This is a genomic window from Pseudomonas extremorientalis (assembly GCF_001870465.1).
Lineage (GTDB): Bacteria > Pseudomonadota > Gammaproteobacteria > Pseudomonadales > Pseudomonadaceae > Aquipseudomonas > Aquipseudomonas extremorientalis.
Genome location: NZ_MDGK01000052.1, coordinates 165,616 through 188,388, shown reverse-complemented (window position 1 = coordinate 188,388; position 22,773 = coordinate 165,616). Strand labels below are relative to the sequence as shown.

Here is a 22,773-nt window from a genome sequence, read left to right as displayed (position 1 = left end):
ATTGACTTACATCGGCTGGAAACCAGGACTCGAAACCGTCCCACTTACTCTCGGCACCTTGGAACACGCTCAGAGAGAAAAATCCTATATGACCCTTCCCACGTCGATACAATTTGTACGCCTGCCCCCACAGACCATGCCTACCGTCCAGGAGCACACCATAGATGACTCCAGACAACTGCCCGCATCGCCCGGACGGATCACGGAAGTCTATGAAACGGTCGACGCGTCCCACAGTAGCCAAAGCGTTGAACGCCTTATAAAAAATGCCAGCCAAACCATCCTGACGCCGGCACAGGAAACCTCACAAATAATTGCGCAAGCGTTGCGCAAAAAATTCAACCTGCAGCTGAACCCCGACCATACCTATATCGTAACGACCAACTACGACACCACCAAACCGGCACCGCCGGATGGCAAGATACTCAACCAAATTAGCCTGACCGAGGCCGCACTGACCAACGTACGCAGGAAAAACAATGACGATGAATCGCCTACCGGACTGGCGCGGACGCACCCGACAGCCTCAAGACTGTTGAATATTCTTCATTCCTTTCCTCTCGTGTCAGCCATCCAGACGGCCCACGATCTCATGAACCCGACATACGAGTACGTCGTTCGAGGCACAGACACCTCAAAGGACTCAGTACCGAATCTGTCGTCAAAGGTCTCGCTTACGCCACAACAATTTCGGGATCTGGTATGGGAAACCGAGCTGATTACGCCTTACAAATCCTACTTGGACACGTTCTGGGCAACCCATGAAAAACCCTACGAGCTACTCACCAAGATAGCCCTCGTTCAAGCTGCCCTTGCACAGCAAAAGGACGGTAGCCTGAGCAATGAAGAAACCCGCCTGGTCCTACGTGCATCGGGCCTTCAACCTGGAAAGCCTTGGTCTGAAACCAGTGTCAAGAACCTGGAAGCCCCGTATGCCAAGGACCCCGACGTCGACGTTGGTCTACTGTCGATCAATGGCGACGTATCTACCGACCTGCTGTACATCATCGACAAAAAGACCCGCCTGGACAGCCACGGCAAACCGATTAAAACCACCCTGCTGCATATTCCGGGCAACTCATCACCGCTGCACAGGTTTGATAACCCCGAAGCCATGAAAACCTGGCTGGCCGACCAGGCGGCTGACCCGATCAAGCGAACGGCGTTGCTTAACCACTTCACCAAGAACGACCAGGACGACAAGTTTTTTTCTGACGGCGTGAAGCAGTCCCTCGTGGGACTGGGTGGCTGGACCGAAGCACAAAAACCCAATGCGCTGGGCTTTACCTCACTCAGTGATTGGGATCCTCAGCGCTATATCGCTCTGGAGCCCCTGAACGGCGACCCGTTCAAGGCCATGACCCAGCGTCAAAAAGAGCGCGCCTACGCCGACGCCGATCACGACATCACTACCGATGGCGATGTAATCAAGGACGCCGCACTGAAACTGGCAGAGGCCGCGACTGCCACAGCGTTGCTGCTGACCCCGTTGGCGTTTGTCATGCCGGAGGTAGGCCTGGCGCTGGATGCGATCTACACAGGGGCCGGCATTACAGAGGTGGGCGTCGGTATCGATGATCTGGCCCACGGCAAATCTCGCGGGACCGACCGGATCGTGTTTGGCGTGCTCAATGCAGTGCCCGGTATCGCCGGCAGCGCATCCAAGCTCGACAGCGGGACGGCGTCGATTGAATCGGCGGTGGCAGACGAGGCTATAAAAGCACCCAACAGCCCTCCAACCGAAGACGTGACAACGCCGGCACCCACCGAAGCCGCCAATCGCCTGCGCCCCTCTGAATCTAACAACATCAGCGCCCATGCCGTCGAAGACGGCGAAAGGCTTATAGAGCACGCAACGAAGAACGCCAACAACATCTATCACCTCCGTGACGCCGACGGCCTGGACCGGTGGTTCATTCGACACACCGATCATTCGGAGATAGAACGGGTATATGAACTCAAAAGCAATTTTAAACTCACCGATCACTACGCCGAAATTATTGACCCCACCTCCAGACAATCGATCATGACTGTGCATCTCGACAAGGAGGGCATTTGGGTACAACTGGACAAAGGCGCAGGTATAAATTTCCCATGGAATGCCAGTAACTCCTCTGCCAAAGCTCAACTTGCGCAAGACATCAGCCGGATAGACAAAGACGAAAATGCACTGAGTAGCGCAGAGCGCGAGCGGGTGCTGGACGAGTTGACCCGCTTGACGCAGACGTCCAGGGCTGAAGATTACGAGAGCCTGAATGAGTACACCGAAGCCGGTTCGGGCGAAATCAATGAAATCCTTCGCACGGAGGCCGATCCAAGCAAGTACCCACCGAATGTGAGCGAATTCCTGTCCGACCTGGATGAACAAGCCGAATACAGCGGCAAGGCCTTTCGCTACGCCTTTGTTACATCGGAGGGCGCTGACAAACTCAAAAACGGTGTTGGCAGAGTATTCAGGGACAGCGGCATCCAATCGGCGTCAACCCAGGCCTTCAACGCCAAGGGCTGGGCAACCTGGGCAAAAGACACGCTGCCCGCAAAAAACCGCCAACCGGTAATTTATATCTTCGATGAGTCGATTGCCAAAAAGAACCTCTCCAGCAGCATCCTCCCTGACCACGTTGCGATCGAACCGCAAGCCTCACTCCAAGTGAGCGCTGCCAAGATAAAAGACGGTATTTTGTATGTATCCTTCAAAGCCCCGGCCAAGTTGCCGGATCAGCGCTATAACCTGTTCGACGGCCGTGTTGCCTTTCCCTACTGAGTAACCACTCTGGCGAAGAAAAAGCCCGGAAAGTCCGGGCTTTTTTGATCCAGCATTGCTCAACGCCGTACCGGACGCTTCTGCAACTTGCGCTGCAAGGTACGGCGGTGCATGCCCAGGGCGCGAGCGGTGGCGGAGATATTGCCTTCGTGCTCGGTCAGCACGCGCTGGATGTGCTCCCATTGCAGGCGGTCCACCGACATCGGGTTTTCCGGCACCAGGGTGTCGAGGTCGGCGTGTTCGGAGAGCAAGGCGGCCAGCACATCGTCGGCGTCCGCCGGCTTGCACAGGTAGTTGCAGGCACCGCGCTTGATCGCCTCGACGGCGGTGGCAATGCTGGAGTAACCGGTGAGGATCACCACGCGCATTTCCGGGTCGAGTTCCAGCAGCTTGGGCAGCAGCACCAGGCCGGAATCGCCGTCCATCTTCAGGTCGAGCGCGGCGTAGTCCGGCAGGTCGGCCTGGGCGATGGTCAGGCCCTCTTCGGCGGAGCCAGCGGTGCTGACGCGGAAACCGCGACGGCTCATGGCGCGCGCCATCACGCGGGTAAAGGTGGCATCGTCATCTACCAGCAACAGGTGCGGCAGTTCTTCGCCTTCGACTTGGATCTCGTCACTCATCGATATCTCCTCGTGCGACACGGGGCAGGCGCAGCTCGGTGAGCGTGCCACCTTCCTCATGACTATAGAGCTTCACTGAGCCGCCCGCGCGGGTCACGCTGGCCTTGCTCAAAAACAGGCCCAGGCCGAAGCCTTTGCCCTTGGTGGTAAAGAAGGGCTTGCCGATCTGCTCGGCAATGGCCAGCGGCACACCTGCGCCGTGGTCGCGAATGCTGATGGTCACGTCTTCGGCATCCCAGTCCAGCTGCACACCCAGGCCATCAGGGCAGGCGTCGGCGGCATTGTTCAACAGGTTGAGCAGCGCCTGGGTCAGATCCGGTGGTGGCGCCATGCGCGGCACCGTGCCCTGCCCTAATAGATGAAAACGGTAACTGGCTTCGGGGCGCATCAAGTGCCAGCGGTTCAGGGCTTCATCGAGCCATTGGGTCACGTCCTGCATCTCCACCGCCAGGCGGCGATTGGCCTCGGCGGCGCGTACCAGTTGCTGCAAGGTCTGCTTGCATTGCTTGACCTGTTCGCGCAGCACGCCGAGGTCTTCCTGCAACGCCGGATCGTGGTGGTCCTGGGTCATTTCGTTGAGCAGCACGCTCATGGTGGCCAACGGTGTACCCAATTCATGGGCAGCGCCGGCGGCCTGGGTAGCGACAGCCAGCAGTTGCTGATCGCGCAGGCCTTCTTCACGGCGAATGGCGCGCAGCTCTTCCTGGCGGCGCAGTTCTTCGGCCATCCGTGCGGCGAAGAAGGTGATGACGGCGGCGGACAGCGCAAAACTCAGCCACATTCCGTAGATCTGCAGGTTTTCCCGGGCGATGGGGAAGGTTTGCAGCGGGTAGAAGCGCGCCAGCAACAGGGTGTAGAGGGTCAGGGCGATGCCCGACAGCACTACCGAATACCGCCACGGCAAGGTCACGGCGGCAATGGTCAAGGGCACCAGGTAATAAGAAACGAACGGATTGGTGGAACCGCCGGAGAAATACAGCAACACACTATGGATAAACAGGTCGCAAGCCAATTGCAGGGCGTACTCCAACTCGGTCACCGGCCAGGTGGTGCGCAACCGGATAGCGGTGAACACACACAGCACGATGGAGAAACCCAGGGTCACGCCCAGTTGCAGCCACGGCAGCGGCAGCAGGTCGAACCAATAGGCGAGCCCGACGGAGCCGGCCTGTGCGGCCAGCACCAGCGTGCGGATGAACGTCAGGCGCCAGAGGTTCTGGCGGGTGGCGGAAGTCAGTTTTACGGCGGCGAGCATGAGCTCTCCCGGTGAGCGCTGCAGGCGGATCGGCAGGAGTATAAACGAAGCAGACCCACCGGCACGGCGCGTGTGGCTCTTTGCCGCAGGCCGGGCAACTGACCGTTCGTCGGCATCGCTACAACATGTAGGTAATGTGTAAACCCGAAGAACCCGGTGCCACCGTCTACAGTCATACCGAACACGATCACCTCAAGGAGCTTTCATGTCTCGTTTCACTCGCAGTGCAGCTGTTATCACCCTCGGCGTCGCCACCCTGGCCAGCCTTCCGGCCGTGGCCGCCGAAGGACTGAACTACAACCAGATTTCCCTGCGCGCCGAGGTCAGCCAGGAAGTGGCTCGCGACAAGATGATCGTTACCCTGTACACCGAGTCCCAGAACAGCGACCCGGCCAAGCTCGCCGCCGAAATCACCACCACCATGAACAAGGCCCTGGGCCAGGCCCGCGAAGTCAAGGGCGTAACCCTGCGCCAGGGCAGCCGCAACAGCTACCCGATCTACGACAACAAGAACCAGAAGATCACTGGCTGGCGCGAGCGCGCCGAGCTGCGCCTGGAAAGTGCGGACTTCCCGGCGCTGTCCAAGCTCACTGGTGAACTGCAGAGCACCCTGAAAATGGAAAACATGGAGTTCTCCATCGCCGACACCACGCGCAAGTCCAGCGAAGATGCGCTGCTCAAAGATGCAGTCGCCGCATTCAAGGCTCGCGCTCAACTGGCCACCGATGCGCTGGGCGGCAAGGGCTACAAGATCGTCAACCTGAACTTCAACACCAATGGCTACCCGATGCCTTACGCCCGTGGCGGGATGATGATGAAAGCCGCGATGGCTGATTCAGCCCCCACACCTGAAGTGGAAGCTGGCACCAGCCAAGTCAACATGAGCGCCGATGGCGTGATTGAAGTGCAGATGCCGTGACCCCTACCTGATAGACCTGAACGGCGTTACCCTCGGTGGCGCCGTTTTCGTTTGGGCAGCTTATATAAACCTGCCACTTCAGGGGTCTCCATGGAAAGAATTGCCTTAAAACCGCTCCTCCTCGCCGCCGGATTGCTGGCCTTCATGCCAGTGGCCCACGCGGCCAGTACCCTGGTCTATTGCTCCGAAGCCAGCCCCGCCGGCTTCGACCCCAGCCAGTACACCAGCGGCACCGATTTCGATGCTTCGGCCGAGACCGTGTTCAACCGCCTCACGCAGTTCAAGCGTGGCGGCACCGAAGTCGAACCTGGCTTGGCGACAAGCTGGGACATTTCCAAAGACGGCCTGACCTACACCTTCCATCTGCGCGATGGCGTCAAGTTCCACACCACCGATTTCTTCACCCCTACCCGCGATTTCAACGCGGATGATGTGCTGTTCACCTTCAATCGCCTGCTGGATGCCGACAGTCCGTTCCGTAAGGCCTACCCCTCCGAGTCGCCGTACTTCACCGACATGGGCTTGAACACCACGATCAAGAGCGTCGAGAAACTTGACGACCATACCGTGCGCTTCAACCTGAACAACGTCGATGCGTCGTTTGTGCAAAACCTGGCCATGAGCTTCGCCTCGGTGCAATCCGCCGAGTACGCCGCGCAACTGCTCAAGCAGGGCAAGGCCGAAGAGATCAATCAGAAACCGGTGGGCACCGGACCGTTTGTGTTCAAGCGCTACCAGAAGGATTCGCAGATCCGCTACGTAGCCAATAAACAGTACTGGAAACCCGAGGATGTGAAGCTCGACAACCTGGTGTTCGCCATCACCCCGGATGCTGCGTCGCGCCTGCAGAAGCTCAAGGCCGGCGAATGCCAGGTCAGCGGCTACCCGCGCCCCGCCGATATCGACGTGATGAAGCAGGACCCGAACTTGCGCGTGCTGCAGCAGGCCGGTTTCAACCTGGGCTTCCTGGCCTACAACGTGACCCACCCGCCGCTGGATCAGCTCAAGGTGCGCCAGGCCCTGGACATGGCCATCGACAAGCCGGCGATTATCAAGGCGGTGTACCAGAGTGCCGGACAATTGGCGCAGAACGCCCTGCCTCCGGCGCAGTGGTCTTATGACCCCACCCTCAAGGACGCCCCCCATGACCCGGTCAAGGCCAAGGCGCTACTAAAAGAAGCAGGGGTTGCACCAGGAACTACCATCAACCTGTGGGCAATGACCGTGCAGCGCGCTTCAAACCCGAACGCGCGCATGTCGGCACAAATGATCCAGCAGGATTGGGAGAAGATCGGCATCAAGGCCAATATCGTCAGCTATGAATGGGGCGAATACATCAAGCGCGCCAAAAATGGCGAGCATGACGCCATGATTTATGGTTGGACGGGCGACAATGGCGACCCGGATAACTGGCTCGGCGTGCTCTACAGTTGTGCTGCGGTGAAGGGCAGCAACTACGCCAAATGGTGTAACCCGGCCTACGACAAATTGGTGCAGCAGGCCAAGGTCAGCAACGACCGCGAACAGCGCATCAAGTGGTATCAACAGGCACAAAAAATCCTTAAGGAACAAGTACCTATAACGCCTATTGCAAACTCGACGGTTTTCCAGCCCCTGCGCAAGGAAGTGCGGGACTTCAAGATCAGCCCCTTTGGCCTGACACCGTTCTACGGCGTGAGTCTAGATAAGTAACAGAAGCGCCCCAACCGAGTGCGCCAGACGCCTCGGCTGGGCCTTTTTGGTGCGACGGATGCACCGAAAAAACCCTCGAAATATACGCAAATATGTCGAAACTTTCATAATTGCGACATTCCTGTACGTTCGTACCACTGTTTCAGCCTCGCAACGGTTCAGCATCTTGCAATGGGTATGGCGCCTGCATAAGTATCCGCAGGCCGACTCACGAGGTCGCCCTCACCACCAAAAATGACAACAAATCATGAGGCCAACATGCTTAAACACGCAGTCATTCCGTTAATTGTTAGCGCTGGCCTTATGGCCGCAGCTCCTTTCGCCCAAGCGGCGACTAACCTGGTGTTCTGCTCCGAAGGGAGCCCGGCCGGTTTCGACCCAGGCCAGTACACCACCGGAACAGACTTCGATGCCTCGGCCGAAACCATGTTCAACCGCCTGACCCAGTTCGAACGCGGCGGCACCGCTGTGATTCCTGGGCTGGCTACCAGCTGGGACGTGTCCCCGGATGGCTTGACCTACACCTTCCACCTGCGTGATGGCGTCAAGTTCCATACCACCCCGTACTTCAAGCCGACCCGTACCTTCAATGCCGATGACGTGCTGTTCACGTTCAACCGCATGATCAACAAGGACGATCCATTCCGTAAGGCCTACCCCACCGAGTTCCCGTACTTCACGGACATGGGGATGGACACCAACATCAAGAACATCGAGAAAGTCGATGACCATACTGTCAAGTTCACCCTTGGCACCGTGGACGCCGCCTTCATCCAGAACCTGGCGATGAGCTTTGCCTCGATCCAGTCGGCTGAATACGCCGCCAAACTGTTGAAAGAAGGCAAGGCTGCGGACATCAACCAGAAGCCGGTCGGCACTGGCCCGTTCGTGTTCAAGAGCTACCAGAAAGACTCGAACATCCGCTACACCGGCAACAAGGACTACTGGAAACCTGACGACGTGAAGATCGACAACCTGATCTTCGCCATCACCACCGACCCGTCGGTGCGCATCCAGAAGCTCAAGAAAAACGAATGCCAGATCACCCTGTTCCCACGTCCGGCCGACCTCAAGGCGCTGGAAGCGGACAAGGACCTGAAACTGCCGAACCAGGCCGGTTTCAACCTGGGCTATATCGCCTACAACGTCATGGACAAGGTCAAGGGCAGCGACCAGCCAAACCCATTGGCTGACCTGCGCGTACGCCAGGCGCTGGACATGTCGGTGAACAAGCAGCAGATCATCGATTCCGTGTACCAGGGCGCCGGCCAACTGGCCGTCAACGCCATGCCGCCGACCCAATGGTCGTATGACACCACCATCAAGGACGCCAAGTACGACCCTGAGAAAGCCAAGTCGCTGCTCAAGGAAGCCGGCGTCAAGGAAGGTACTGAAATCGTTCTGTGGGCCATGCCGGTTCAGCGTCCGTACAACCCGAACGCCAAGCTGATGGCAGAAATGCTGCAAAACGACTGGAAGAAGATCGGCCTCAACGTGAAGATCACCAGCTACGAGTGGGGCGAGTACATCAAGCGCTCCAAAGGTGGCGAGAACCAAGCCATGATCATTGGCTGGAGCGGTGACAATGGTGACCCGGACAACTGGCTGAACGTGCTGTTCGGCTGCGACTCGCTGTCCGGTAACAACTTCTCGAAATGGTGCGACAAGAAATTCGATGGCATCGTGAAAGAAGCCAAGGCCACGTCGGATGTCGCCAAACGCACCGAGCTGTACAAGCAGGCGCAACATATCCTCAAAGATGCAGTCCCGATGACACCTATCGCGCACTCGACGGTGTATCAACCCATGCGCAACACCGTACAGGACTTCAAGATCAGCCCGTTTGGCTTGAACTCCTTCTATGGCGTGAGCGTAAGCGGCAAGTAAGAAGCCATGACGGCGACGTTTCATAACGTCGCCGTTATTGCATCCGCCTGGCCCGTAGGAAACAGACCACGCTCGCAATCGTTGCCTCCTACAGCAACGAACTGCGATGCACGGCGCCGTTGCCTACAGGGTCAATCCGATTTGGCGTATTTACTGCGAAGTCCGCGACCCATAACGTCGTAGGACAGCAGAGGCTCCAAACTCGGAAAGGCACTTGCTGCGTGTGGGATCAGTGATGTCCCCCTGGCTGAATGCCGGGGTGATTGCTCGCTGATGACAACTACAAACAAGGATCGGGATCGTCATGCGCCATACCACCGTTCTATCCGCAATTTTTGGTACCGGCCTGCTGGCTGCAGCCACAATGGGCCACGCCGCCGACAAGCGCAGCCTGGTGTTCTGCTCGGAAGGCAGCCCGGCCGGCTTTGACACTGCGCAGTACACCACCGCCACCGATAACGATGCGGCCGAGCCGCTGTATAACCGCCTGGTTGAGTTTGAAAAAGGCGAGACGGGTGTCGTACCTGCGTTGGCAACCAAGTGGGATATTTCGCCGGACGGCCTGACCTACACCTTTCACTTGCGTGAAGGGGTGAAATTCCACAGCAACAAGGAATTCAAGCCGACTCGGGACTTCAACGCCGACGACGTGCTGTTCACCTTCAACCGCATGCTTGACCCCGACCATCCGTTTCGCAAGGCCTACCCCACCGAGTTTCCGTACTTCAACGGGATGAGCCTGAACAAGAACATTGCCAAGGTCGCGAAAACCGACTCGCACACCGTGGTGATCACCCTGAACACGGTCGATGCCGCGTTTATCCAGAACATTGCCATGAGCTTCGCCGCGATCCTGTCGGCCGAATACGCCGAGCAACTGCTCAAGGCCGGCAAGCCCAGCGACATCAACCAGAAGCCGATCGGCACTGGCCCCTTCGTGTTCCAGCGTTACCAGAAAGATTCGCAGATCCGCTATGTGGCCAACAAACAGTACTGGGACCCGAGCAAGGTCAAGCTCGACCAGCTGATTTTCGCCATCAACACCGACGCCTCGGTGCGCGTGCAAAAACTCAAGGCCGGCGAATGCCAGGTGACCCTGCATCCGCGCCCGGCTGACGTCGACGCACTCAAGGCCGACCCGAACCTGAAACTGCTGACCAAGCCGGGGTTCAACCTCGGCTACATCGCCTACAACGTGCGCCACAAGCCGTTCGACCAGCTTGAAGTGCGCCAGGCGCTGGACATGGCGGTGAACAAGCAGAGCATCCTGAACGCCGTGTACCAGGGCGCCGGGCAATTGGCCGTAAACGCCATGCCGCCGACGCAGTGGTCCTACGACGAGACTATCAAGGACGCCGCCTACAACCCGGAAAAAGCCAAGGAACTGCTCAAGGCTGCCGGCGTGAAGGAAGGCACCGAAATCACCCTGTGGGCGATGCCGGTGCAACGGCCGTACAACCCCAACGCCAAGCTGATGGCCGAGATGCTGCAAAGCGACTGGGCCAGGATCGGCCTCAAGGTCAAGATCGTCAGCTACGAGTGGGGCGAATACATCAAGCGCACCAAGAACGGTGAGCACGATGTGAGCCTGATCGGCTGGACCGGCGATAACGGTGACCCGGACAACTGGCTGGGCACCCTCTACAGCTGTGACGCCATCGGCGGGAACAACTACTCCATGTGGTGTGACCCGGCGTACGACACGCTGATCAAGCAAGCCAAGGTCGTGACCGACCGCGAACAACGGACTGTTCTGTACAAACAGGCGCAGCAACTGCTTAAAGCGCAGGTGCCGATCACGCCCGTCGCCCACTCGACGGTCAACCAGCCGCTAAGCGCCAAAGTCGAAGGGTTCAAGGTCAGCCCCTTCGGCCGCAACGTGTTCTCGGGCGTCAGTATCACCCCATAAGAAAATAACCGGATTGCGCAGGGCGGCCCCCGCCTTGCTGCAAACGCGCGGCCTTTTGTTGGGATTTTTCCTACGCCAAACGTTTGCAATGGCTTGAACGAGTTACACACCCAATAGCCGGATCACCAAAAAAGACCGGCATTAAAAAGAGAACCAAAGGAGCTTCAACCCATGAAACTGAGCAGCAAAGCGCTTCTGGCCCTGGCCATCAGCAGCATCACGGCCACCGCCTACGCGGAACCCGCCAGCCAGGACTTCGTGCCGACCACGTTGGCCGGCACCAGCGCGCAAAGCGAGGCGAAAGGCTTCATCGAAGATTTCAGCCTGGGCGGCACCACGCGTAACTGGTTCTCCCATGAGAGCAAATACCGTGGCGGCACCTTCAGCTACAAAGAGCACGGCGTGACCAAGACCGACCGTAACCGTACCAACTGGGTACAGGGCACCATCCTCAACGCCAGCTCGGGTTTCACCCAGGGCACCGTAGGTGTCAAGACCGAAGTGGCGGTATACAACGCCCTGGTACTGGATCGCAGCAAGCGTGACATCAAGGGTGGTTCCAACCGTACCCTGGCTGACTCCGACGGCAATGCCGTAGACCAGTGGAGCAAACTGGGTCTGGCCAACGTGCAGTTCCGCGTGTCGAACACCACCTTGACCGCCGGTCGCCAGAACTTCAGCAGTGGCATCGTCGACACCATCGGCAACCGTGCGCTGCCTTCGAGCTTCGAAGGTGTAAGTTTCAACAGCGAAGAGTTCAGCAACCTGTCGTTCCAGGGTGGCGTGTTTGACCGCGTGTCGCCACGTACCGAGCAGAGCCTGTCGAAATTCCGTTCGGAATACGGCAATGGCACGCAGGAAACCGACAAGGTCTCCACGCTGGGCCTGAACTACCAGCCGCTGAAAAGCCTGAAAGTCAGCGTCTTCGGCGCCAACGTGAAGGACTTCTGGAACCAGTACTACTTCGGCGCAACCCACGAGCTGGGTGATGCACAGCAACTGGCGCTGACCACCGGTTTCAACTACTACAAGACTGTCGATGAAGGCAAAAAAGAGATGGGGGAAATCGACAACGATACCTACTCCCTGTCCCTGGGCCTGGCCCACCAGGCACACAGCCTGACCTTCTCCTACCAGGCGGTGAACGGTAACGAATACTTCGACTACCTGCACGAAACCAACGGCATCTACCTGGCCAACTCCCTGACCTCCGACTTCAACGGTCCGAACGAGAAATCCTTCCAGATCGCCTACGGCATCAACATGGCCGAATACGGCGTACCAGGCCTGAAGTTCAATATCTACTCCGCGCGCGGCTGGGGCATCGACGGTACCCACTACACCGGTAACAACGGTCGGGCCAAGTTCGCCTACGACGGCATCCAGAGCCAAGACGGCGAAAAACACCAGGAATACGGTGTAGGCGCCTCTTACGCCATCCAGAGCGGCCCGCTCAAAGCCACCGCGATTCGTGCAACCTACGTTGAGCACCGTGGCAGCGAGAACCAGTCCGACGGCAGCATTAAAGAGTTCCGCCTGGTCACCACCATCCCGTTCAACATTCTTTAATCAGCGCCAAGTAAGCGGCGGGCTCAGGACGAGCCCGCCGTCTACGCTTGTCTGGTCCCATCGATTGCAGAGGGCTCCGAATGAAATTGCTCCCACTACAAGCCGCCATGGCTGCCGCGCTGTTGAGCGTGGCCATCGGCGTTTCGGCCAAACCACTGGTGGTCTGCACCGAAGCCAGCCCGGAAGGTTTCGACCCGGTCCTGTACACCACGGCCGTGACGGCTGACGCCGCTGCTGAAACCATGTTCAACCGTTTGGTGGACTTCAAGCCAGGCACCACTGAAATTGTTCCCGCGCTCGCCAAGAGCTGGGAAATCAGTGACGACGGCCTGACCTATACGTTCCACCTGCGCGATGACGTCAAGTTCCACACCACCGACTATTTCAAACCCACGCGTAACTTGAATGCCGATGACGTGCTCTGGAGCTTCCAGCGCCAGTTGGACCCGAAACACCCTTGGCATAACAAATCCACCACGGGTTTCCCCTATTTCGAAAGCATGGGCTTCAAGGAACTGCTCAAAAGTGTCGAGAAGACTGATGACCACACGGTGGTCTTCACCCTGACGCGCCCTGAAGCACCGTTCCTGGCCGATGTCGCGATGCCGTTTACCGCCATCCACTCCGCTGAATACGCCGACAAACTGCTCGCCGCCGGTAAGACCGATGAGCTCAATAGCAAGCCGATCGGTACCGGCCCGTTCATCTTCATCCGCTACCAGAAAGATGCCCAGGTGCGCTTCAAGGCCAACCCGGAGTACTTCCGTGGCAAGCCGCCGGCCGATCCGTTGATCCTGGCCATTGCGGTCGACAACAACGTGCGCCTGCAGAAGCTCAAGGCCAACGAATGCCAGGTCGCGCTATATCCCAAGCCTGATGACCTGCCAAGCATCAAGAAAGACCCGAACCTGAAGGTCGATGAACTGGCGGCGATGACCACCGCCTACACCGCACTGAACACCACACACAAGTACATGAGCGACGCGCGGGTGCGTCACGCGATCAACATCGCGTTCGACAAAAAAGGCTACAACGAATCGCTGTACGGCAAAGGCAACGCTGTCGATGCCACCGGCCCGTTTCCCCCCACGCTGCTGGGCTTCAACGACAAGCTGAAAAACCCACCGCGTGACCTCGACAAGGCCCGTGCCCTGCTCAAGGAAGCGGGTGTGCCGGAAGGCACCGAGTTCACCCTGTTCACGCGTAACGGCGGCGGCCCGACCAACCCTAACCCGATGCTCGGCGCCCAGCGCATGCAGGCGGATCTGGCGCAGATTGGCCTGAAGGTGAATATCAAAGTCATGGAATGGGGCGAAATGCTCAAGCGTGCTAAAAACGGTGAACACGACATGGTATCCGCCGGATGGGCGGGGGATAACGGCGACCCGGATAACTTCCTCACGCCGAACCTGAGTTGCGATGCAGCGAAAAACGGCGAAAACTACGCGCGCTGGTGTAACAAAGAGTTTCAAGAATTGATCGACAAGGCGCGCGCTGTGGCTGAACCCGCACAACGCGCTGCACTCTATGAACAAGCCATGGACGTTTTCGACAAGGACCAACCATGGATCCCCATGGCTTACCCGAAAATGTTCACCGCTATGCGCAAGAACGTCGAGGGTTATACCCAAAGCCCTCTGACGAACAATAACTTCGCCACCACCCAGGTGAAGTAAATAAGAAAAACGCTCGGCGCCGTCGACATTGACGGCGCCGGACCTGCCTAACCGGCTGATTGAGGTACACGACAAGATGTTTAGTTTTATTGCCCGCCGACTGGGGTTATTGATCCCCACGTTTTTCGGCATCACGTTGCTCACGTTTGCGTTGATTCGCATGATCCCTGGCGACCCCGTCGAAGTCATGATGGGCGAGCGGCGCGTCGACCCCGAGATGCACGCACAGGCAATGGAACGCCTCGGCCTTAACAAGCCGCTGTATGCGCAATACCTGGATTACGTCGGCAAACTGGCCCAGGGTGACCTTGGCGAATCGCTGCGTACCCGCACCAGCGTGTGGACCGAGTTCACCGCCCTGTTCCCCGCGACCCTGGAACTGTCCATGGCCGCCCTGTTGTTCGCCGGTATCCTGGGCCTGTTGGCCGGGGTGATCGCGGCCCTGAAACGAGGATCCCTGTTCGACCATGGGGTGATGGGCATCTCCCTCGCGGGATATTCGATGCCGATCTTCTGGTGGGGCCTGATCCTGATCATGTTCTTCTCGGTGAGCCTGGGCTGGACCCCGGTTTCCGGGCGGATCGACCTGCTCTACGACATCGAGCCGCGCACCGGCTTCATGCTCATCGACACGCTGCTGGCTGACGAGCCGGACGCGTTCTTCGACGCCCTGCACCACCTGATCCTGCCAGCCATCGTGCTCGGCACCATCCCGCTGGCGGTGATCGCGCGGATGACCCGTTCGTCGATGCTCGAAGTGCTGCGCGAAGATTACATCCGCACCGCCAAGGCCAAAGGCCTGTCGCCGACGCGCGTGGTGTTCGTGCACGGCCTGCGTAACGCACTGATCCCGGTGTTGACCGTGGTCGGCCTGCAAGTCGGCACGCTGCTGGCCGGTGCGGTCCTGACCGAAACCATCTTCTCGTGGCCCGGCATCGGCAAATGGCTGATCGAAGCCATTGGCGCGCGGGACTACCCGGTGGTGCAGAACGGCATCCTGCTGATCGCCTGCCTGGTGATCCTGGTGAATTTCGTGGTGGATATCCTCTACGGCTTCGCCAACCCACGCATCCGTCACCAGCGCTGAGATCATGACCATGACCACACCTACTCCAGTGTCAGCAGTCGATCAAAGCCTGCTGTACCCGTCCCCGTACAAAGAATTCTGGCAAGCCTTTTCCAAGAACAAAGGCGCGGTTGCCGGCCTGCTGTTCATGTTGCTGATCGTGTTCTGCGCGATCTTCGCCCCGTGGGTGGCACCGCATAACCCGAGCGAGCAATACCGCGACTTCCTGCTGACCCCGCCAGCCTGGCTGGAGGGTGGGCAGATGCAGTTCCTGCTCGGCACCGACGAGCTGGGCCGTGACCTGCTCTCGCGCCTGATCCAGGGCTCGCGCCTGTCGTTGCTGATCGGCTTGTCGTCGGTGGTGATGTCGCTGATCCCGGGCATTCTGCTGGGTCTGTTCGCCGGGTTCTTCCCGCGCTTGCTCGGCCCGACCATCATGCGTCTGATGGACATCATGCTGGCCCTGCCGTCGCTGCTGCTGGCCGTGGCCATTGTGGCAATCCTCGGCCCTGGCCTGATCAACACCGTGATCGCCATCGCCATCGTCTCGCTGCCGTCCTACGTGCGCCTGACCCGCGCGGCGGTGATGGGCGAACTGAACCGCGACTACGTGACCGCCGCGCGCCTCGCCGGTGCCGGCCTGCCGCGCCTGATGTTCATCACCGTGCTGCCCAACTGCATGGCACCGCTGATCGTCCAGGCCACCTTGAGTTTCTCTTCGGCGATCCTCGATGCTGCGGCCCTCGGCTTCCTCGGCCTTGGCGTACAACCGCCAACCCCGGAGTGGGGCACCATGCTGGCTTCGGCCCGTGACTACATCGAACGCGCCTGGTGGGTGGTAAGCCTGCCGGGTCTGACCATTTTGCTCAGCGTGCTGGCAATCAACTTGATGGGCGACGGCCTGCGCGATGCGCTGGACCCGAAACTCAAGAACGCCGCCTGAGGAGATTCCCATGTCACTGTTAGAAATCAAGAATCTCAACGTGCGCTTCGGCGACAAGACCGCCGTGCCGGTGGTCGATGGCCTCGACATTTCCGTCGACAAAGGCGAAGTACTGGCCATCGTTGGCGAGTCGGGCTCGGGTAAATCCGTGACCATGATGGCGCTGATGGGCCTGATCGAGCACCCCGGCATCGTTACCGCCGACGCCCTGAACTTCGATGGCAAGGACATGCTCAAGTTGAGCAATCGCCAGCGTCGCCAGATCGTCGGCAAAGACCTGGCGATGGTGTTCCAGGACCCGATGACCGCGCTGAACCCCAGCTACACCGTGGGCTTCCAGATCGAAGAAGTGCTGCGCCTGCACCTGAAAATGTCCGGCAAACAAGCGCGCAAACGCGCCATCGAACTGTTGGAAAAGGTTGAAATCCCGGGCGCTGCCAGCCGTATGGATGCCTACCCGCACCAACTGTCCGGCGGTATGAGCCAGCGTGTGGCTATTGCCATGGCGATTGCCGGCGAGCCAAAGCTGCTGATTGCCGACGAACCGACCACCGCACTGGACGTCACCATTCAAGCGCAGATCATGGACCTGCTGCTGGCCCTGCAGAAAGAACAGAACATGGGCCTGGTGCTGATCACCCACGACCTCGCGGTCGTGGCGGAAACCGCCCAGCGCGTGTGCGTGATGTACGCCGGCCAAGCGGTGGAAGTCGGCCAGGTGCCGCAACTGTTCGACATCCCGGCGCACCCGTACAGCGAAGCCCTGCTCAAGGCGATCCCGGAGCACAGCCTGGGCGCCACGCGCCTGGCCACGTTGCCCGGTATCGTACCCGGCCGCTATGACCGTCCGCAGGGCTGCCTGCTGTCGCCGCGCTGCCCGTACGTGCAGGAAAACTGCCGGAGCCAGCGCCCCGGCCTTGATCCGAAAACCAACAGCCTTGCGCGCTGCTTCTACCCCTTGAACCAGGAGGTGGCGTAATGGCCGTCGTTCTTACCGCCCGCGACCTGACCCGTCACTACGAAGTGTCCCGTGGCCTGTTCAAGGGCCACGCCACTGTGCGCGCCCTCAATGGCGTGTCCTTTGAGTTGGAAGCCGGCAAGACCCTCGCCGTTGTAGGCGAGTCGGGTTGCGGCAAATCTACCCTGGCCCGTGCGCTCACATTGATCGAAGAGCCGTCTTCCGGTTCCTTGAAAATCGCCGGCCAGGAAGTGGCCGGCGCCGACAAGGCCCAGCGCAAGCAATTGCGCAAAGACGTGCAGATGGTATTCCAGAGCCCGTACGCGTCGCTCAACCCACGGCAGAAAGTTGGCGATCAACTGGGCGAGCCGTTGTTGATCAACACCAACCTGTCCGCCGCCGAACGCCGCGAAAAAGTGCAGGCGATGATGAAGCAAGTGGGCCTGCGCCCCGAGCATTATCAGCGCTACCCGCACATGTTCTCCGGCGGCCAACGCCAACGCATCGCCCTGGCCCGCGCGATGATGCTGCAACCGAAAGTGCTGGTGGCGGATGAACCGACCTCGGCGCTCGACGTATCGATCCAGGCCCAGGTGCTCAACCTGTTCATGGACCTGCAGCAGGAATTCAACACGGCCTACGTGTTCATCTCCCACAACCTGGCGGTGGTGCAGCATGTCGCCGATGACGTGATGGTGATGTACCTCGGCCGCCCGGTGGAAGTGGGCCCCAAGGAAGACATCTACGCACGCCCGCTGCACCCGTACACCCAGGCGCTGCTGTCGGCCACCCCGACCATCCATCCGGACCCGAACAAGCCGAAGATCAAGATCGTCGGCGAGTTGCCTAACCCGCTGAACCCGCCGCCGGGCTGCGCGTTCCACAAGCGTTGCCCGTATGCGACCGCGCGCTGCAGCAGCGAGGAGCCGCAACTGCGGGCCTTGGATAACCGCCAGGTGGCTTGCCATTATGCGGAGCAATTCGTGGCGTGACCCGCAACAAAAATGCCCTGGGTGAAGGTGCCCAGGGCATCGCAAAGCGTTCTACCGCCCTTCCCGTCAGGTTGCGCATCAGCCTGGTGGGAGGGGCTTTCTTTTGGGCGATGCCTATGTCTGGCTGTCGCCTTCGGCGTCCGGATCATCACTGTCCGGCTCGTCGGTGGTGGAGTCATCGTCGTCCTCACTGCCACCCTGGCCCTTGTCGCCAGGCTCCGCCTCGGACTTCGCCAGTTGCAGATCCTGGCTGTGCCCCGAAGCCACAACACCGCTCTGCACCGGGTTATGCGCCCAGGCCGACGACATCCCCAACGACAACAGCACCAGCACTTTTATCAACAGCACGACTCGTTGAAAAATACTCATGGTTGATTCCGTCCAGTCAGTAGGTCAATCCCGCGCGACAGCCGTCTACCGCCGCCAGTATTGACGCTAGCCCCGATGCCGGGTTTACGCCAGGTCTCAGGTCTCACCGTCGTCGAAGGTAGCACTGTCCTCCCCCTCGTTATAGGGATTTTCCGCATCCTCCTTGGGCGCAGGCTGGGCCTGGGGCTGCCAACTGCCAGAGTTGACCTCCTGCTGTTTTTTCTTGGTGACAGGGCCTGTGTCCTTCCATTGGGGCGTGCCGGCGCCAGCCAGGGCCAATGAGGCGAACAAGCCCAAAGCCCCCAGCAGCACCAGTTGAATGACGCGTTGAGTTATACGCACGGTGGCCTCCTATTCCGTCGATGGGTGAGTGAAATACTTCAAACGCTAGACGGGATGTGGGTTTCTCGCCAATAGCCCTGATCGATGAAGATCAAGATGTGGGAGGGGCGGTGCGACGATTCGACTTGCCCCCGATGGCGGCGTACCAGCCAGCGGATTTATTGATTGATCCATTGATATCGGGGGCAAGCCCCCTCCCACATTTTAATTTCTGTTTGGCCAATAAAAAGGGCGAAGCCATCACAGCTTCGCCCTGTTCTTTACCGCTCAGACCTTAATGGTGCTCACGGGTCGCGCGGAATTTCACATCCGGCCAGCGTTCTTCCATCAGCGCCAGGTTGACCCGGGTCGGCGCCAGGTAGGTCAGGTGCCCACCGCCGTCCACTGCGAGGTTTTCCACGGCCTTGTTGGAGAACTCTTCCAGCTTCTTCTTATCGCTGCACTCGATCCAGCGCGCGGAGTACACGGTGATCGGCTCATACGAGCACTCCACCTTGTATTCCTCTTTCAAGCGGCTGGCCACCACATCGAACTGCAGCACACCGACGGCGCCGAGGATGATGTCGTTGCTGCGCTCGGGGAAGAACACCTGGGTGGCGCCCTCTTCCGCCAGTTGCTGCAAGCCCTGGCGCAGTTGCTTGGATTTGAGCGGGTCGCGCAGGCGTACACGGCGGAACAGTTCCGGGGCGAAGTGCGGGATACCGGTAAAGCCCAGCGCTTCGCCTTCGGTGAAGGTGTCGCCGATCTGGATGGTGCCGTGGTTGTGCAGGCCGATGATGTCACCGGCGTAGGCTTCTTCGAGCTGTTCACGCTCGGAGGAGAAGAACGTCAGGGCGTCGCCGATGCGCACGTCCTTGCCGGTGCGCACGTGGCGCATCTTCATGCCTTTTTCGTATTTGCCGGAGCAGATGCGCATGAAGGCAATGCGGTCGCGGTGTTTTGGGTCCATGTTCGCCTGGATCTTGAACACGAAGCCCGAGAACTTCTCTTCTACTGGCTCTACGGTGCGCTCGTTGGCCACGCGTGCCAGTGGGCGCGGCGCCCAGTCGACGACCGCATCAAGTACGTGGTCGACACCGAAGTTGCCCAGGGCAGTCCCGAAGAACACCGGGGTCAGCTGGCCGTCGAGGAATTCCTGCTGGTTGAACTCGTGGCAGGCGCCCTGCACCAGTTCCAGCTGGTCGACAAAACGATCGTACTCGTCACCCAGGTGGGCGCGGGCTTCGTCCGAGTCGAGTTTTTCGATGATCTTGGTTTCGGTGCGCTCGTGACCGTGGCCGGCGGTGTAGACAATGATGTAGTCATCGGCCAAGTGGTACACGCCCTTGAAGTCGCGGTAGCAACCGATCGGCCAGGTGATCGGCGCAGCCTTGATCTTCAGGACGGCTTCGATTTCATCCAGCAGCTCGATGGGGTCGCGGATATCGCGGTCGAGTTTGTTGATGAAGCTGACGATCGGCGTGTCACGCAGACGGCACACGTCCATCAGTGCGATGGTGCGTGGCTCGACGCCTTTACCGCCGTCGAGGACCATCAGCGCCGAGTCCACCGCCGTGAGGGTGCGGTAGGTATCCTCGGAGAAGTCTTCGTGGCCCGGGGTGTCGAGCAGGTTGACCATATGGTCGCGATACGGGAACTGCATGACCGACGTGGTAATGGAGATACCCCGTTGTTTTTCCATTTCCATCCAGTCGGAGGTGGCATGGCGGTCGGATTTGCGGGATTTCACCGTGCCGGCCACTGCGATTGCCTTGCCCATCAGCAAGAGCTTCTCGGTGATGGTGGTTTTACCGGCATCGGGGTGGGAAATAATGGCGAAAGTGCGGCGTTTCGCGACTTCGGCGGCCTGGTGGGTCATGGGAAATCGCCTGGCAGGTGAGTCAAAAAAGGGCGGCGAGTATAGCGCAAACCCGGGAGGACGGACCACCGTTCAGCCCATTGGGGGTGGCTAAATGCTGCCAAGTGTGGAACCTTTTAAAAGGTAGAGACGTCCACTCCCCTGCTACCGCACTCGGAACAGGGGCTGATAAATCAGCAAGTTAGCCTGACGAGGCTGCGCTCATGGCTCGATCGCATACCGCGTTGCCGGTATCGGCGAGCTGCATTTCGCGACCACATTCAGAGGCAGCCAGGAATGGCATTGCCGCCGGAGAATGTGGGCGCCGACAGAAGAAAAAAGGAGTCCGCCTGTGGCTATTCGCTATGGCAAAGGGCTGATAGGAGGAGCGGTTGTCGTCGCCCTCTTGGCCCTGCTGGTCCACTGGATCGGCATCAACACGATCGAACTGTACCGCGACGATTTGTTGTTTTACCTGCAAGCTCATCTGATCCTCGTTCTTGTCTCCATGCTGGCCGCCCTGATTGTGGGCATCCCCGCCGGTATCCTGCTCAGCCGACCGCACATGGTCGGGCGCGCAGAACGCTTCATGCAGATCTTCAACATCGGCAACACCGTCCCGCCCCTGGCCGTACTGGCCATCGCCCTCGGCGTTCTTGGCATCGGCAGCGGCCCGGCCATCTTCGCGCTGTTCCTCGCCTCCCTCCTGCCTATCGTGCGCAATACCTACGAAGGCCTGAAAAACGTCCAGGGCTCCCTGAAAGAAGCCGCCACCGGCATCGGCATGACGCCGCGCCAAGTGCTGTTTCGCGTGGAATTGCCCAACGCCGTGCCAATCATCATTGGCGGTGTGCGTGTGGCCCTGGCGATCAATGTCGGCACCGCGCCGCTGGCGTTCCTGATCGGTGCCAACAGCCTGGGCAGCCTGATCTTCCCCGGCATCGCCCTGAACAATCAGCCGCAATTGCTGCTCGGCGCTGCGTGCACCGCGCTGCTGGCGTTGTTGCTCGACGGTCTGGTGACTCTGGCCAGCCGCCTCTGGCTGGAACGCGGGTTGCGTGCGTCTTAAGGAACCGATATGAAAAAACTGACATTGATAATGAGCTGCGTCCTGCTCTTGGCAGGCGTTGCACAAGCCGCCGAAAAACCGGTGATCCGCATCGGCGCCCGGGTGTTCACCGAACAGACCCTGCTCGCCGAAATCACCTCCCAGTACCTGCGCACCAAGGGCTATGACACCCGCGTGACCGGCGGGCTGGGCAGCAACCTGGCGCGCAGTGCCCAGGAAAGCGGGCAACTGGACCTGATCTGGGAATACACCGGCGTGTCGCTGGTGGCCTACAACCATGTCGACGAGAAACTCGACAGTGAACAATCCTACGCTCGGGTGAAAGAACTCGACGCGAAAAAGGGCCTGGTCTGGCTTTCTCCATCGCGCTTCAGTAACACCTACGCACTGGCATTGCCGGAGAACGTGGCGAAGGAATTCCCGCAGATCAACAGCATCAGCGACCTGACCCAGGCCCTGGCGGAAAAAACCAAAGGCACACGCCTGGTCGCCCTGGACACCGAGTTCGCCAACCGTTCCGACGGCCTGGCCGGCATGGTCAAGCTGTACGACATGAACCTGACCCGCAAGAACACCCGGCAGATGGACGCCGGCCTGGTCTATACCGCGCTGCGTAATGGCCAGGTGTTCGCCGGTTTGGTCTACACCACCGACGGCCGCCTGAATGCCTTCAAATTGAAGTTGCTGGAAGACGACAAGCATTACTTCCCCGACTACACCGCCGCGCCGGTGGTGCGCCAGGTTTATCTGGATGCGCACCCACAACTGGCCGCCGAGCTCAAGCCGCTGGCCGCGCTGTTCGACGACGAAACCATGCGCCAGCTGAACGCCCGGGTCGACGTCGACCATGAAAGCCCTTCCACTGTTGCCGCCGATTTCCTGCGCCAGCATCCGATCAATCAATAA

At 59.5% G+C, this 22,773-nt stretch carries 18 protein-coding genes; 13 read left to right on the top strand and 5 right to left on the bottom strand.

Annotation, left to right across the window (positions count from 1 at the left end; genetic code table 11):
• Positions 1–88 precede the first annotated feature (88 nt).
• Positions 89–2,764 carry a dermonecrotic toxin domain-containing protein gene (locus tag BFN10_RS19965; RefSeq protein WP_130898089.1) on the top strand — a complete coding sequence of 892 codons (2,676 nt, stop codon included), beginning with the start codon at positions 89–91 and terminating at the stop codon, positions 2,762–2,764.
• 59 nt (positions 2,765–2,823) lie between these two features.
• On the opposite strand, the gene BFN10_RS19960 is transcribed toward BFN10_RS19965, so the two are convergent.
• Both BFN10_RS19960 and BFN10_RS19955 read right to left on the bottom strand, forming a co-directional pair.
• Positions 2,824–3,384: a response regulator transcription factor gene (locus tag BFN10_RS19960; RefSeq protein ID WP_003171731.1), complete on the bottom strand. Its 561-nt coding sequence runs from the start codon at positions 3,382–3,384 to the stop codon at positions 2,824–2,826.
• Positions 3,377–4,639 carry an ATP-binding protein gene (locus BFN10_RS19955; protein WP_071491114.1) on the bottom strand — a complete coding sequence of 421 codons (1,263 nt, stop codon included), beginning with the start codon at positions 4,637–4,639 and terminating at the stop codon, positions 3,377–3,379. Before BFN10_RS19955 ends, BFN10_RS19960 begins: the two co-directional genes overlap by 8 nt.
• A 205-nt stretch (positions 4,640–4,844) precedes the next feature.
• Here BFN10_RS19955 and BFN10_RS19950 point away from each other — a divergent pair, with 205 nt between their 5' ends.
• From BFN10_RS19950 to BFN10_RS19905, 10 genes are all read left to right on the top strand, one after another.
• Positions 4,845–5,558, top strand: a complete 714-nt coding sequence (locus tag BFN10_RS19950) for an SIMPL domain-containing protein (RefSeq protein ID WP_071491113.1) — start codon at positions 4,845–4,847, stop codon at positions 5,556–5,558.
• A gap of 90 nt (positions 5,559–5,648) precedes the next feature.
• Complete coding sequence (locus tag BFN10_RS19945) at positions 5,649–7,250, top strand: ABC transporter substrate-binding protein (RefSeq protein ID WP_071491112.1); 1,602 nt, start codon at positions 5,649–5,651, stop codon at positions 7,248–7,250.
• A gap of 258 nt (positions 7,251–7,508) precedes the next feature.
• On the top strand, positions 7,509–9,137 hold the full coding sequence (locus BFN10_RS19940) for an ABC transporter substrate-binding protein (protein ID WP_071491111.1): 1,629 nt from the start codon (positions 7,509–7,511) through the stop codon (positions 9,135–9,137).
• A 304-nt stretch (positions 9,138–9,441) separates the two neighbouring features.
• Positions 9,442–11,046, top strand: coding sequence for an ABC transporter substrate-binding protein (locus BFN10_RS19935; protein ID WP_071491110.1), 1,605 nt, complete (start codon positions 9,442–9,444; stop codon positions 11,044–11,046).
• A gap of 171 nt (positions 11,047–11,217) precedes the next feature.
• Positions 11,218–12,615, top strand: a complete 1,398-nt coding sequence (locus BFN10_RS19930; protein WP_071491109.1) for an OprD family outer membrane porin — start codon at positions 11,218–11,220, stop codon at positions 12,613–12,615.
• An 80-nt stretch (positions 12,616–12,695) separates the two neighbouring features.
• Positions 12,696–14,291 carry an ABC transporter substrate-binding protein gene (locus tag BFN10_RS19925; RefSeq protein WP_071491108.1) on the top strand — a complete coding sequence of 532 codons (1,596 nt, stop codon included), beginning with the start codon at positions 12,696–12,698 and terminating at the stop codon, positions 14,289–14,291.
• Positions 14,292–14,367: 76 nt separating this feature from the next.
• Positions 14,368–15,378 carry an ABC transporter permease subunit gene (locus BFN10_RS19920; RefSeq protein WP_025856266.1) on the top strand — a complete coding sequence of 337 codons (1,011 nt, stop codon included), beginning with the start codon at positions 14,368–14,370 and terminating at the stop codon, positions 15,376–15,378.
• A gap of 10 nt (positions 15,379–15,388) precedes the next feature.
• Positions 15,389–16,300 (top strand): ABC transporter permease subunit, encoded by a 912-nt coding sequence (locus tag BFN10_RS19915; protein WP_010213191.1) that lies wholly within the window; start codon positions 15,389–15,391, stop codon positions 16,298–16,300.
• A 10-nt stretch (positions 16,301–16,310) separates the two neighbouring features.
• Positions 16,311–17,279, top strand: a complete 969-nt coding sequence (locus BFN10_RS19910) for an ABC transporter ATP-binding protein (protein ID WP_071491107.1) — start codon at positions 16,311–16,313, stop codon at positions 17,277–17,279.
• The gene (locus tag BFN10_RS19905) at positions 17,279–18,250 is read left to right on the top strand and encodes a peptide ABC transporter ATP-binding protein (RefSeq protein WP_016971590.1); all 972 of its coding nucleotides are present in this window, start codon (positions 17,279–17,281) and stop codon (positions 18,248–18,250) included. The genes BFN10_RS19910 and BFN10_RS19905 overlap by 1 nt, the downstream gene beginning before the upstream one ends.
• Before the next feature lie 114 nt (positions 18,251–18,364).
• Here BFN10_RS19905 and BFN10_RS19900 read toward each other — a convergent pair whose 3' ends face one another.
• From BFN10_RS19900 to BFN10_RS19890, 3 genes are all read right to left on the bottom strand, one after another.
• On the bottom strand, positions 18,365–18,619 hold the full coding sequence (locus BFN10_RS19900) for a hypothetical protein (RefSeq protein WP_071491106.1): 255 nt from the start codon (positions 18,617–18,619) through the stop codon (positions 18,365–18,367).
• A 96-nt stretch (positions 18,620–18,715) separates the two neighbouring features.
• The gene (locus BFN10_RS19895) at positions 18,716–18,961 is read right to left on the bottom strand and encodes a hypothetical protein (protein WP_071491105.1); all 246 of its coding nucleotides are present in this window, start codon (positions 18,959–18,961) and stop codon (positions 18,716–18,718) included.
• 274 nt (positions 18,962–19,235) lie between these two features.
• Positions 19,236–20,819 carry a peptide chain release factor 3 gene (locus tag BFN10_RS19890; RefSeq protein ID WP_071491104.1) on the bottom strand — a complete coding sequence of 528 codons (1,584 nt, stop codon included), beginning with the start codon at positions 20,817–20,819 and terminating at the stop codon, positions 19,236–19,238.
• Between the two features lie 295 nt (positions 20,820–21,114).
• Here BFN10_RS19890 and BFN10_RS19885 point away from each other — a divergent pair, with 295 nt between their 5' ends.
• Both BFN10_RS19885 and BFN10_RS19880 read left to right on the top strand, forming a co-directional pair.
• Positions 21,115–21,867, top strand: a complete 753-nt coding sequence (locus tag BFN10_RS19885) for an ABC transporter permease (RefSeq protein ID WP_371322033.1) — start codon at positions 21,115–21,117, stop codon at positions 21,865–21,867.
• Positions 21,868–21,876: 9 nt separating this feature from the next.
• Positions 21,877–22,773 (top strand): glycine betaine ABC transporter substrate-binding protein, encoded by an 897-nt coding sequence (locus tag BFN10_RS19880; RefSeq protein WP_071491103.1) that lies wholly within the window; start codon positions 21,877–21,879, stop codon positions 22,771–22,773.